The organism is Pseudoalteromonas sp. SWXJZ10B (assembly GCF_015864475.1).
Taxonomy (GTDB): Bacteria; Pseudomonadota; Gammaproteobacteria; order Enterobacterales; family Alteromonadaceae; genus Pseudoalteromonas; species Pseudoalteromonas arctica.
In genome coordinates this window covers 287,769-299,592 of sequence record NZ_JADYXD010000001.1, presented here as the reverse complement: position 1 = coordinate 299,592, position 11,824 = coordinate 287,769, and the positions used below count along the sequence as shown (strand labels likewise).

14 protein-coding genes are annotated in these 11,824 nt (G+C 40.5%); 11 read left to right on the top strand and 3 right to left on the bottom strand.

The genetic code is table 11. The features are described from left to right. Positions 1 to 15: 15 nt before the first annotated feature. Positions 16 to 252, bottom strand: a complete 237-nt coding sequence (locus I6F54_RS01340; RefSeq protein ID WP_197139408.1) for a hypothetical protein — start codon at positions 250 to 252, stop codon at positions 16 to 18. 420 nt (positions 253 to 672) lie between these two features. Between I6F54_RS01340 and hisG the strand changes: the two genes are divergently transcribed. The 10 genes from hisG to I6F54_RS01290 all read left to right on the top strand — a co-directional run bounded on the left by hisG (position 673) and on the right by I6F54_RS01290 (position 8,622). Beyond that, entirely contained in the window at positions 673 to 1,572 is a 900-nt protein-coding gene (hisG, locus tag I6F54_RS01335) for an ATP phosphoribosyltransferase (RefSeq protein ID WP_007580644.1), read from the top strand. 5 nt (positions 1,573 to 1,577) lie between these two features. Continuing rightward, positions 1,578 to 2,879, top strand: a complete 1,302-nt coding sequence (gene hisD / locus I6F54_RS01330) for a histidinol dehydrogenase (RefSeq protein WP_197139407.1) — start codon at positions 1,578 to 1,580, stop codon at positions 2,877 to 2,879. Then, complete coding sequence (hisC, locus tag I6F54_RS01325; RefSeq protein WP_197139406.1) at positions 2,869 to 3,978, top strand: histidinol-phosphate transaminase; 1,110 nt, start codon at positions 2,869 to 2,871, stop codon at positions 3,976 to 3,978. Before hisD ends, hisC begins: the two co-directional genes overlap by 11 nt. Then, entirely contained in the window at positions 3,975 to 5,036 is a 1,062-nt protein-coding gene (gene hisB / locus I6F54_RS01320) for a bifunctional histidinol-phosphatase/imidazoleglycerol-phosphate dehydratase HisB (protein ID WP_197139405.1), read from the top strand. Before hisC ends, hisB begins: the two co-directional genes overlap by 4 nt. Further along, complete coding sequence (gene hisH, locus I6F54_RS01315) at positions 5,033 to 5,623, top strand: imidazole glycerol phosphate synthase subunit HisH (RefSeq protein WP_197139404.1); 591 nt, start codon at positions 5,033 to 5,035, stop codon at positions 5,621 to 5,623. The genes hisB and hisH overlap by 4 nt, the downstream gene beginning before the upstream one ends. Before the next feature lie 33 nt (positions 5,624 to 5,656). After that, a complete protein-coding gene (locus I6F54_RS01310; RefSeq protein ID WP_010552951.1) occupies positions 5,657 to 6,391 on the top strand; it encodes a 1-(5-phosphoribosyl)-5-[(5-phosphoribosylamino)methylideneamino] imidazole-4-carboxamide isomerase in 735 nt (244 codons plus the stop codon). Next, positions 6,373 to 7,152 carry an imidazole glycerol phosphate synthase subunit HisF gene (gene hisF / locus I6F54_RS01305; protein ID WP_165727991.1) on the top strand — a complete coding sequence of 260 codons (780 nt, stop codon included), beginning with the start codon at positions 6,373 to 6,375 and terminating at the stop codon, positions 7,150 to 7,152. Before I6F54_RS01310 ends, hisF begins: the two co-directional genes overlap by 19 nt. Continuing rightward, positions 7,143 to 7,757 carry a bifunctional phosphoribosyl-AMP cyclohydrolase/phosphoribosyl-ATP diphosphatase HisIE gene (gene hisIE, locus I6F54_RS01300; RefSeq protein ID WP_165727992.1) on the top strand — a complete coding sequence of 205 codons (615 nt, stop codon included), beginning with the start codon at positions 7,143 to 7,145 and terminating at the stop codon, positions 7,755 to 7,757. Before hisF ends, hisIE begins: the two co-directional genes overlap by 10 nt. 119 nt (positions 7,758 to 7,876) lie before the next feature. Beyond that, entirely contained in the window at positions 7,877 to 8,431 is a 555-nt protein-coding gene (locus I6F54_RS01295; protein ID WP_197139403.1) for a hypothetical protein, read from the top strand. Positions 8,432 to 8,433: 2 nt separating this feature from the next. Then, on the top strand, positions 8,434 to 8,622 hold the full coding sequence (locus tag I6F54_RS01290) for a DUF1289 domain-containing protein (protein ID WP_182716642.1): 189 nt from the start codon (positions 8,434 to 8,436) through the stop codon (positions 8,620 to 8,622). Between the two features lie 55 nt (positions 8,623 to 8,677). Here the strand turns inward: I6F54_RS01290 and I6F54_RS01285 are convergent, their stop codons facing one another. Further along, the gene (locus tag I6F54_RS01285) at positions 8,678 to 9,211 is read right to left on the bottom strand and encodes a gluconokinase (RefSeq protein ID WP_197139402.1); all 534 of its coding nucleotides are present in this window, start codon (positions 9,209 to 9,211) and stop codon (positions 8,678 to 8,680) included. A 150-nt stretch (positions 9,212 to 9,361) separates the two neighbouring features. Here I6F54_RS01285 and gntU point away from each other — a divergent pair, with 150 nt between their 5' ends. After that, complete coding sequence (gene gntU, locus I6F54_RS01280) at positions 9,362 to 10,705, top strand: gluconate transporter (protein ID WP_010552956.1); 1,344 nt, start codon at positions 9,362 to 9,364, stop codon at positions 10,703 to 10,705. A 94-nt stretch (positions 10,706 to 10,799) separates the two neighbouring features. On the opposite strand, the gene gntR is transcribed toward gntU, so the two are convergent. Then, positions 10,800 to 11,810 carry a gluconate operon transcriptional repressor GntR gene (gntR, locus tag I6F54_RS01275; RefSeq protein ID WP_197139401.1) on the bottom strand — a complete coding sequence of 337 codons (1,011 nt, stop codon included), beginning with the start codon at positions 11,808 to 11,810 and terminating at the stop codon, positions 10,800 to 10,802. Positions 11,811 to 11,824 lie beyond the last annotated feature (14 nt).

The following is an 11,824-nucleotide window of genomic DNA, read 5'->3' as shown; positions in this document are numbered from 1 at the left end:
GTAAAGTTGGTATTATCAAGCCCATGTATCTAAATGGGGATTTTCGTCATCATCTGAGTTAGACTTTTTTTTATTATTTTGATCATCAAGCATATTGAGATTTTTCTTTTTTTGTAACTCACGCCTTTTTTTATTCTCTAGTTCAACTTTTTCAGCCGCAGCGCCACTTTGCACACCCGCAATATGAAAAGCACTTTTTGATTCAACTTCTAGCCTAGTTATTCTTCCTAAATAAGGAATCATAATATCCATACGTACTTCCTTATTTTAACTGTTTGATTGTCAAAATGCTTAATTTGAATAATAAACAAACAACTATTCGCTAAAATTGCGCTTATTACCTTAATATTATCGACAGTTATAACATATGCTTTAATTAAGCTAAAAAAAACTTGCCATAATATAGCTGTTTATGTTTTTATGAATGCGAAATTTATTTAAACAGATAACAACTGCACGTTAACAAAACAACGGGCAGTTACATAGGATAAAAAATGCGCTTAAACCTGACAACAGTACATCATCACCACCATTCACCGGAATAACCTGTCAGGTCTTTCGCTGAGAGGTTATTCCTAAAAGGAACCTCTGGCGATTCAAATAACATTGATTCATTTTCGCCCTGAGGTTCCCCTCGGGGTTTTTAGTTTTTAAATTAAAGGAAAATGAATAATGAACAACAGTAATCGTCTACGTATCGCCATCCAAAAAGGTGGCCGCCTATCTAAAGATTGTCAAGATCTGCTAAAACAGTTAGGTGTTAAACTTAACCTTCGTGAACAACGCTTAATTGCACACTCAACTAATATGCCAATTGACGTACTACGTGTGCGCGATGACGATATTCCGGGTTTAGTAATGGACGGTGTATGTGACTTAGGCATAGTTGGCGAAAACGTACTAGTAGAAGTTCAAGCAGAACGTGAACGACAAGGTGTTCCAAGTGAAGTAACCAAACTTTCAAAACTAGACTTTGGTTACTGTCGTCTTGCACTTGCATGGCCACAAGAGCTTGGCGCTCGCGATAAGAGCTGGTTTGAAGGCAAACGTATTGCGACTACCTACCCAGAAATCTTAACTCAGTGGTTAAAGCGCGAAGGTATTAACGCAAGTACAGTAATGCTTACGGGTTCTGTTGAAGTAGCACCGCGTGCGGGTTTATCTGATGCAATTTGTGATTTAGTATCTACTGGCGCAACACTTGAAGCTAACGGCTTAATTCAAGGCGAAACAATTTTAGAATCAAACGCGTGTTTAATTCAAAATAAAGATCTTCAAGATGCTGACAAACTAGCACTAATCAATAAACTTATGCCGCGCCTACGTGGTGTTAGACAAGCTAAAGAAAGCAAATACATCATGCTACACGCACCAAAAAACAAACTTGATGAAATTTGTGAAATTTTACCAGGTTCTGGTCAACCTACTCTACTTGCCCTTGCTGGTAACGATGAATACGTAGCACTTCACATGGTAAGCAGCGAAACATTATTTTGGGAAACAATGGAGCAGTTAAAAGCCCTAGGCGCTAACTCTATTTTAGTTATGCCAATTGAAAAAATGATGGAGTAAGTGCCATGCTTCGTTGGAATGAGGAATCTTCACAAGTACAAGCAGCGGCGCTAATGCGCCCTGCAGTTTCTGCCAGCGCCAAGGTTGAAGCTATATGCAAAACTATTTTAGCTAACGTAAAAGAGCAAGGCGATGAAGCCTTACTTAGCATGGCTAAAGAGTTTGATAATAGATCTAACCCTCGCTTATGTGTTCCGCTTGATGAAATTAACGCATCAGAGCAAGCACTAAGTGCAGAGCTTAAATACGCAATTGATACCGCTTATGCAAACGTTAAACGTTTTCACGAAGCGCAATTGCCAAAAGATATTAAATTATCGACCCAACCAGGCGTTGTATGTGAACTGAAATATCAAGCCATCGAAGCAGTCGGTATTTATGTACCCGGTGGCAGTGCTCCACTGCCATCGTCGGTTATTATGCAGGGTGTATTGGCGCAATTAAGCGGCGCAAAAACCGTTGTACTTGCTACACCAGTACAAGGTGATAAAGCCATTAACCCTGCTATTTTATATGCAGCTAAGTTATGCGGTATTACTACTTTAATAGAAAGTGGTGGCGCAGGCGCAATTGCAGCAATGGCGTATGGCACCGAATCGGTTCCTAAAGTGAACAAAATATTTGGCCCAGGTAATAGCTTTGTAACAATGGCTAAACAGCTTGTTGCGCAAACTATTCCGGGTATGGCAATTGATATGCCAGCAGGTCCGTCTGAAGTACTTGTTATTGCAGATGAACGTGCGAACCCAGAATTTATAGCCGCCGATTTACTCTCACAAGCAGAGCACGGTGCAGACTCGCAAGTTATTTTATTATGTAACAGCGAGAATATTATAGAACAAACACAGCAGGCGCTTACACGGCAACTAGCTAACTTAAGCCGAAAAGACACGGCCGAAAAAGCGCTCGCTAATTCATCGCTTATTTTAGTTGATTCAATTGAGCAAGCATTTGACGTATCGGCGCAATACGGACCAGAGCACTTAATTTTACAACTAGGCGATGCAACACCATACCTAGATAAAGTTAAAAACGCAGGCTCAGTATTTGTAGGTGACTACACGCCAGAATCAGCGGGCGATTACGCATCGGGAACTAACCACGTGTTACCAACCTATGGTTACAGTGCAACATATTCTAGCTTAAACTTACTTGATTTTTTTCGTACATACACAGTGCAAACAATTACTAAAAGTGGTTTAACGCAGCTTTCAAAAGCTATTTTACCACTTGCAGAAGCAGAAGGCCTTGATGCCCACGCTAATGCGGTTTCAATTCGTTTAGAGGCAATTAAAAATGAGCAATGAGAGCGCACAAGCGTCTAGCTTATTACCTAAGAATATTGCAGCCCTTGCTGCATACAGCTCTGCAAAAAGTGAAAAGCTAACCGGTACTACGTGGCTAAATGCTAACGAAAGCCCGTATGCTAAAAACCTTGAACTGAGTATTGAAGATTTAAATCGCTACCCCGATCCACAACCGCAACTGGTTATTGACCGTTACGCCGCTTATACAGAGCTTGAAAGCGAAAATGTATTAATGACGCGCGGCGCAGATGAAGGCATTGAGCTTTTAGTGCGCACATACTGTGAGCCAGCTAAAGATAGTATTGCGCTATTTTTACCCACCTACGGTATGTACAAAGTTACCGCCGATACACACAACGTTGGTATTAACGCGCTTACACAAGAATTATTATTAAGTGGCAGTGCTGACGAAATAGTTGCAGCTGTTGGCAGCTCAAAACTGGTATTTATTTGTAACCCAAATAATCCAACTGGCAGCTTAACGCCACTTGATAAAGTAAAAGCGATTGCAACAGCACTTGCAGGTAAAGCATTAGTTATTGTTGATGAAGCCTATATAGAGTTTTGCCCAGAGCAAAGCGCGACTAAACTTATTAATGAGTTTAGTAATGTAGTGGTTTTGCGTACGCTTTCTAAAGCCTTTGCGTTGGCAGGCCTTAGAACAGGCTTTACCCTTGCACAAGCAGCAACTCTTGCGCCAATTCGTAAAGTCATTGCGCCGTATCCGGTATCTGGCGTAGTAGCAAGCATTGCAGCGCAAGCAATTGCACCCGATGCAATTACATCAATGCGCCGCCAAGTCACTATTTTAAATAGCTTAAAAGCTAAATTGGTAGATTGGCTAAACGCATCCCCTGCTGCATTAAAAATTCTCACTGGTGAAGGTAACTTTGTTACTTTAAAATTAGCCGATAAAAACTACTTTAAAATTGCACTTGAGCAAGGTTTGGTTATGCGCGCTTTTACGCTATACGGTGAAGACGACTGGCTACGAATTTCAATTGGCAGTGAACAAGAACTCGAACAAGTAAAAATTTGGTTAGATGGCTTACAAACGCCAGCTTCCACAGCATCTTTAGCAGGAAACGAAGTATCATGAGTAACCCCTATTTATTTATCGACCGCGACGGCACTATCATTGAAGAGCCAATTACCGACAAACAGGTAGATAGCCTTAAAAAGCTAGCATTTTTACCTGGTGTTATTCCTGCGTTGTTACAATTACAAGCTGCAGGTTACCGTTTAGTTATGGTATCTAACCAAGATGGTTTGGGCACAGATAGCTTCCCTACTGCTGATTTTGACATAGCACAAGACAAAATGATGGACATAATGCAAAGCCAAGGCATTAGCTTTGACGAAGTATTAATTTGCCCTCACTTTAACGAGCAAAACTGCGATTGCCGTAAACCTAAAACAGGATTACTTACCGAGCTTATGCGCTCAGGCAAAGTAGATTTAGCACGCTCTTTTGTTATTGGCGACCGCGAAACTGATATTGGCCTTGCTCAAAATCTATGTTGTGAAGGTATTTTATACGACGGCGATTGGAGTGCGATAGTGACTAAATTGACCACCGCAAACCGCGAAGGTCGTGTTACACGAAACACTAAAGAAACCCAAATTGATGTAGCCATAAACTTAGATCAAACTAAAAATGGCAGCATAGACACCGGTCTTGGCTTTTTTGATCACATGCTTGATCAAATTCGCACGCACGCAAACATTGGTTTAAACATTAAAGCCAAAGGCGATTTACACATAGACGAGCACCACCTTGTTGAAGACATTGGTATTGCTCTTGGTGTCGCACTTAAACAAGCGCTTGGCACTAAATCACAAATTGCACGCTATGGTTTTGCTCTTCCTATGGATGAATGTAAAGCTGAAGCACAAATTGATTTATCGGGTCGTGCATCATTTGTATTAAACGCTAACTTTAGCCGCGAAAAAGCAGGCGACTTAGACGTACAAATGGTTGAGCACTTTTTCAAAAGCTTAAGTGATAACGCCGCCATTAGCCTTATTTTATCGGTAAGCGACGGGAACTGTCATCACCAAGTAGAAGGCTTATTTAAAGCGTTTTCGCGCGCCCTTCGTATGGCAGTAGCACAAGACACGACCCAACAAACAGCCAGCTCTAAGGGATGTTTATGATTGCCATAATTAATACCGGTTGTGCCAATATAAATTCAGTACGCTTTGCGTTTGAACGCTTAGGGCAAACGCCAACAGTAATTACTTCACCAGAGCAATTAGCGGGTTTTGAGCGCGCTATATTGCCAGGTGTTGGCCATGCATCGGTTGCTATGAAACGCCTAGTCGATAACGGCTGGCAACAAGCTATAAACGAATACCAGCGCCCGCTTATGGGTATTTGTTTAGGTATGCAGTTACTGTGCGAAAGCACCGAAGAAGGTAACGTACAGTGCCTAGGTAAAATACCAGGGCAAGTAAAAGCGCTTGATGTAGGCAATTTAACGTCGCCGCATATGGGTTGGAATAACTTAAGCGTTAACAAAGAGCATGCGTTAACTAAAGGGCTAACGCTTGATGAGCAAGTGTATTTTGTTCACAGCTTTGCGCACACCGTAAACGACGCCACACTAGTTAGCGGCCAGTACGGTCAAACCTTTTCAGCCATTGTTGCTAAAGACAATTACGCGGGCATGCAATTTCACCCAGAGCGCAGCGCAAAAGTTGGCGCACGTTTATTACAAAATTTTGTTGATTGGCAGTTGTAAGCTGCCCATTAACTAACAAAAAAGAGATTAGTTGTGATTATTCCAGCATTAGACGTATTACAAAATCAAATTGTGCGCTTGTACCAAGGTAAATACGACACAGCACAGTTTTACCCTTTCGAGCTTGGCGCGCGTTTAAAAGAATATGCAGACAGCGGCGCAGGTAAACTGCACCTTGTTGATTTAGAAGGTGCACGCGATCCAAGTAAAAAACAGTGGAAACATATTCAAGCTGCAACCAAAGCACTTAACGTACCGTACCAAGTGGGCGGCGGTATTCGCTCAGAGCAAGATGTAAGTGATTGGCTAAAAGCCGGTGCAAACCAAGTTGTTATTGGTTCAATGGCAGTAGAAAAACGCGAACAAGTAAAAGCCTGGATTGAACAATTTGGCGCAGAGCACTTTGTTATTGCTCTTGATGTAAATAAAACAGCCACTGGCTGGGCACCTGCTACGCACGGTTGGTTAAGTGAATCTGAGTTTGGTTTACTTGAACTGGTTGATTTTTATGTGGGCTTAGGTGTTATTGACTTTTTATGCACGGACATCAGTAAGGATGGCACCATGACGGGTCCATCATTTGAGCTTTACGAAGATCTAACTCGCCACAACAGCACAATTAAAGTGCAAGCCTCAGGGGGGGTAAGCTCACTTGACGACATTAAAAAACTTAAAGAGCTCGGTGTTGGCGGCGTTATTTTAGGTAAATCATTGCTTGATGGCGCATTTAGCGTTGAGGAGGCATTGGCATGTTATCAAAACGCATAATTCCGTGTTTAGACGTTAAAGACGGCCAAGTAGTTAAAGGCGTTAAGTTTAAAGGCCATGAAGTTGTTGGCGACATTTTAACAATGGCTAAAGCCTACAGTGAAGCCGGTGCAGATGAACTGGTTTTTTACGAGATCAGTGCAAGCGTTGAAAAACGCCTTCTTGATGTAAATTGGGTAGAGAACATTGCACGTAATATCGATATTCCATTTTGTGTAGCCGGCGGTATTAAATCGGTTGCTGATGCAGCGCGTGTTTTAGAGCACGGCGCAGACAAAATAAGTATTAACAGCCCTGCTATTGCACGCCCTGAACTTATTAAAGAATTACACGATGAGTTTGGTAAGCAATGTGTAGTAGTCGGCATAGACAGCTTTTTTGATGAAACTACTGGCGAGTATTTAGTTTATCAGCTTACTGGCGATCCTAATGCATCAAGCCGTACGCGTTATAAAACCGAGGAATGGGTTAAACGCGTACAAGACTTGGGTGCAGGCGAAATTGTATTAAACTGCATGAACCAAGATGGCGTTCGTAACGGTTACGACAACGAGCAACTCAGTAAAATTCGCGAGCTATGTAACATTCCTTTAATCGCCTCAGGCGGTGCGGGCTCTATGCAAGATTTTGTTGATGTATTTAAACAAAGTAAAGTAGATGGTGCATTAGCCGCCAGCGTTTTTCATAAAAATGTGATTAACATTGGCGAACTTAAACAATTTTTAACAGATAACCAAGTGGCAGCAAGATTATGCAAGTAACACAACAAAACCAAGCTCAAGTCGATTTCGCTAAAAGTGAAATGATCCCTGCTATTATTCAAGATGCCCGCTCTGGTGTTATTTTAATGCAAGGCTTTATGAACAGCGAAGCACTAAATGTAACGCTTGAGAGCAATAAAGTGACGTTTTACTCGCGTTCAAAATCACGATTATGGACTAAAGGCGAGTCATCAGAAAACTACTTAAACGTAGTATCTGTTCATACAGATTGTGACTACGATTCAATTTTAGTACTTGCCAACCCAGAAGGCCCAACGTGCCACTTAGGCACACAAAGCTGTTTTGGTGATGATGCAAAACCAAGTTTAAGCTTTTTAGCACAATTAGAAGATGTGATTGTAGCGCGTAAAAACGACGACCCTGAAAAAAGCTACACAGCCTCATTATTTGCAAAAGACTTAAGCCGTAGTTGTCAAAAAGTAGGTGAAGAAGGCGTAGAAGTTGCCCTTGCCGCTATGAAACACGATAATGATGAGCTAACAAACGAATCTGCTGATTTAATTTATCACCTTACTGTATTGCTACAACGCCAAGGCTTAGCCCTTGAAGATGTAGTTAAATGCTTGCAAGGTCGCCATAAATAGCACCTGTTACAGAAAATTACAAAAGGCTCATATTTTATGGGCCTTTTTGTTTTTCGCTTTTAATTGAGTAAATTATGTATGGTATAGTGCGTGGCTAAATTAATCGGTTACTGTGAACTATGAAAAACTATATTATTCCTTCTATTGTCGTATTTATTTTAGTTATCGCGTTTATTTTAGCGGGCTGTACCAGCAAAACTAATCAGACTAAAACTACAGCAACCACTACTACAACGAACGAGTCTGTAAAAACCACAGTAACACTCGATGAATGCAGCACCATAAATAACCTAATAAATGGTTATGAATCTGGTTTTAATTCAATAAAAACAGATAAAGTAAATAACCAGTTTACTAACCAATGGCGTACTAATACTCATATTATTGATGCAACCTGTACGGTTACTTTAAATAAGTCAGAGCAAGCAAGCTACCAATGCCAAACGCCTGTTAATACACAAACGCAAACAATAAAATCTCATCAAAAACTAGCTCTACAACTGCGCCAATGTTTAACCAAAACAGGTTGGTTTGAAAGCCAAAAAGAAACAGCAAATTCAATTTACAGCACCTTTGTACTTGATACTAAAACCCCAGTAATTACACTTTCTACTAATCAAGAAGGTAATGGGTTCACTACCCGCTTTGAAATTGCACCACCGTTAGGACTTTAATAATGCGCCAATTAAATCAAAACAAAAAAACATCTAAATTTAAAACCGATTGCTTAGGAATATGCGAAAGGCGCAGCGGTTACTGCACCGGGTGTGGGCGTACCAACGAAGAAATTTTTGATTGGATAATATTATCTGAAGATGAAAAAAAAGCGATTTTAGAAACGCCACGAGCAGATGCTAACTCATAACAAATAAAGCCCCTAAATGTTAAAAGTAACAGTTAACTGATTAACTAAAAACTTTTTACTTGTTGTGCTTATTCATTTTAGTTGCGCTAATACAACTTTTGACTACTTGCTCAAATGAGTTATTAATATCTATATTTATAACATTGGGCTCATCTTCTTTTGGTACTTCTAGCGTTTCAAATTGGCTTTTGAGTAAATCAACAGGCATAAAATGCCCTTTTCTGTCCTGCATACGGCTTTTAACCAGCTCAAAATCACCATAAAGATGTAAAAAGGTAATACCTATATTTCCGTCACATATTTGTTCTCGGTATTTCTTTTTTAATGCAGAGCAGACTATTACCGCAATCTCACTTTTCTTTTCAATGCTAAATGCAGCATCACGTATTCTTTCTAGCCAAGGCACACGATCAGAATCGTTTAAAGGCTGCCCAGATGACATTTTTAATATATTAGCCTTGGGATGTAAGTCGTCTCCGTCGATAAATTTAGCGCCAATGCGCTTTGCTAATGCATCACCCACACTTGACTTTCCTGTGCTTGAAACCCCCATTACAATATAAACACGACCTACATTTGTGTTACTCATGTATTTACCCTCGCCTTAATTTAATAATTAATTATTTTCAATGTATATATTATATTGAGTTACGGGTAACATGTTACCCGTAACAAATGCGAAAGTGAAGTTAAACACACACTAAACATCATAATTCACACTGAATATAAGTAGGGAAAAATGTCAGATTTATCATTAATACTAACCGCGGCAGGCTCCATATTTTTATTGCTTTTCTTAGTAATGAAAGTGCGACTACATGCTGTCGTCTCTTTAATCCTTGTTTCTATGATTGCAGGATTATTCTCAGGAATGAGCCCTGAAATAATTGCCGCTACAATTCAAAAGGGAATGGCCGGAACACTAGGCTTTGTAGCGGTTGTGGTCGCTTTAGGTGCCATGTTTGGCAAAGTAATGGAAGAAACCGGCGCGCTGGATCGTATTGCCCACACACTTTTACACCGTTTTGGAGAAAAAAACGCTAATTGGGCGCTTACCTTTACGGGCTTTATTTGTGCCCTCCCCCTGTTTTTTGATGTAGCCGTTGTACTTTTAATCGGTATTGTTTTTGCTGTGGTACGAAAAGGCGGTGGCAGCGTTGTTAAAATTGGTATTGGGCTACTTGCTGGGATAGCGTCTTGTCAGGCGTTTCTTATTCCTGCGCCAGGGCCGATTTTGGTTGCCTCTCAATTAGGCGCTGACTATGGTTATATGATTTTATTTGGCCTTATTGCTGCCATACCGGCAATGATTATAGGAGGTCCAATTTGGGGCTCTATTATTTCTAAATCTATTCATGTAGAACTCCCACAGCACGAACAAATCGACGATAACCAAAGAGTTGGTAAAGGCACACCTAGTTTTGGATTAGCATTAGGTTTGATTGCTTTGCCATTAATTATGATTAGTTTAAATACTATTGGTAGTCGCTTTGTTGAAAAAGACTCTGATTTATATAATTGGTTAGCCTTTATAGGTCATCCATTTACTGCAATTTTAGTTGCCTGCCTAATGGCATTTTATTTGCTCGGCGCAAGGCGCGGTGTCCCTAATGCTAGAATCATGGAAATTTGTGGTAGTGCCTTACAACCTGCGGGAATTATTATTCTTGTCACTGGTGCCGGTGGGGTATTTAAACAAGTATTAGTTGATTCAGGAGTAGGTACGGCACTGGGTAATTACTTAGCTGGCTCAGGCTTACCGATTGTAATACTCGCTTTTGTATTATCAGCCGCTGTGCGGGTCATTCAAGGCTCTGCGACAGTAGCTATGCTTACAGCGTGTGGCTTAATTATTCCAATGCTTCAGCCTTTAGGCCTTGATGGAGCGCAGCTTGCCGCTGTCACTATCGCTATTGGTGGGGGCTCTATTGTGCTCTCCCATGTAAACGACTCAGGATTTTGGTTAGCAAGTCGCTATCTCGGTTTGAGCGAAATGCAAACTCTTAAAACATGGACAGTAATGGAAACCATTATTGGTACTGTTGGCGCACTTGTCGCTATGATTATTTCTCTGTTTTTGTAAATTTACAGTTGTAGAGTTATCAACGTACACATAAAAATCACCTGAGCCTTTTGTTATTTAGGCTCAGGTAATTAAGCTCATGTAATTAGAGTATTTAAACACTTTCACCTAGATGAACTATATAACCAGTATCAATTACTTGCTCATAATTAATGCTAGCATCCAAATCGGAATTAATTCGGCTCAGCAATTCTCTTCCCGCAACATTACCTATCTGATAACGAGGGGTGATCACACTTGCTAATTGAGGCACCATTGCTTGGCCAATATCATGACCATGAAAACCCACAACCCCCATTTGGCTAGGCACTAAAATATTGTTTCGCTGGCACTCAAAAATAGCCCCAATTGCTAAATCATCATTAGTACAAAACAGACATTCAGTATTTGGGTAGTCAGTACGCGCTTTTTGTAAAAGTTCAGCGCCTAAACTGTAAGATGAAGCTTGATCAGTCATCACACTATTAGGCGTAAAGCCTTTAGCTAACATAGCATCTGAATAACCTTGAAATTTTAGCCGTGTTCGCACATCAAGCCTTGCACCTATATAAACAATATTACGATAGCCTTTATTTAAAAGCGCTGTCGTCATATCAAAAGCTGCTTTAACGTTATCAAAACCAACCGCTTGTTGCATAGCACAGTGATGAGTATCCATTATTTCAATCACAGGTACGCCTGACATTTCAATCATTTTTAACGTTCTGTCTGTGTGTGTGGTTTCTGATAAAATTAAACCATCAACGTGGTACGACAATAAATACTCAACCCGTTTTTCTTCAATTTCAGGGTTGTAACCATAATGGGCCAACATTGTTTGGTATCCTGCAGGCCCTGTCACATCTTCAATGCCTCTTATCACCTGAGCAAACACGTGATTCGTTAACGATGGGACTAGTACACCAATAGAGTAGCTTTTAGAATTAGACAGTAAATCAGGGGCTTTATTTGCAATGTAGCCTAGCGTATCAATAGCTGCGCTAATTTTAGTGCGAGTAGACCCTGATACTTTTTCGGGATTACGTAAATAACGACTCACCGTCATTTTGGTTACACCAACCGCATCGGCAATATCTTGAAGAGAAGAACGTTTGTTTTTTTTCATCACACACAATTAAA

Excerpts from the sequence above, each read along its gene's own strand:
- hisD (WP_197139407.1), top strand. The coding sequence starts at position 1,578 with ATGCTTCGTTGGAATGAGGAATCTTCACAAGTACAAGCAGCGGCGCTA.
- gntU (WP_010552956.1), top strand. The coding sequence starts at position 9,362 with ATGTCAGATTTATCATTAATACTAACCGCGGCAGGCTCCATATTTTTA.
- hisG (WP_007580644.1), top strand. The coding sequence starts at position 673 with ATGAACAACAGTAATCGTCTACGTATCGCCATCCAAAAAGGTGGCCGC.
- hisB (WP_197139405.1), top strand. The coding sequence starts at position 3,975 with ATGAGTAACCCCTATTTATTTATCGACCGCGACGGCACTATCATTGAA.
- I6F54_RS01290 (WP_182716642.1), top strand. The coding sequence starts at position 8,434 with ATGCGCCAATTAAATCAAAACAAAAAAACATCTAAATTTAAAACCGAT.
- I6F54_RS01285 (WP_197139402.1), bottom strand. The coding sequence starts at position 9,211 with ATGAGTAACACAAATGTAGGTCGTGTTTATATTGTAATGGGGGTTTCA.
- hisC (WP_197139406.1), top strand. The coding sequence starts at position 2,869 with ATGAGCAATGAGAGCGCACAAGCGTCTAGCTTATTACCTAAGAATATT.
- I6F54_RS01340 (WP_197139408.1), bottom strand. The coding sequence starts at position 252 with ATGGATATTATGATTCCTTATTTAGGAAGAATAACTAGGCTAGAAGTT.
- hisF (WP_165727991.1), top strand. The coding sequence starts at position 6,373 with ATGTTATCAAAACGCATAATTCCGTGTTTAGACGTTAAAGACGGCCAA.
- I6F54_RS01295 (WP_197139403.1), top strand. The coding sequence starts at position 7,877 with ATGAAAAACTATATTATTCCTTCTATTGTCGTATTTATTTTAGTTATC.
- gntR (WP_197139401.1), bottom strand. The coding sequence starts at position 11,810 with ATGAAAAAAAACAAACGTTCTTCTCTTCAAGATATTGCCGATGCGGTT.
- hisIE (WP_165727992.1), top strand. The coding sequence starts at position 7,143 with ATGCAAGTAACACAACAAAACCAAGCTCAAGTCGATTTCGCTAAAAGT.
- hisH (WP_197139404.1), top strand. The coding sequence starts at position 5,033 with ATGATTGCCATAATTAATACCGGTTGTGCCAATATAAATTCAGTACGC.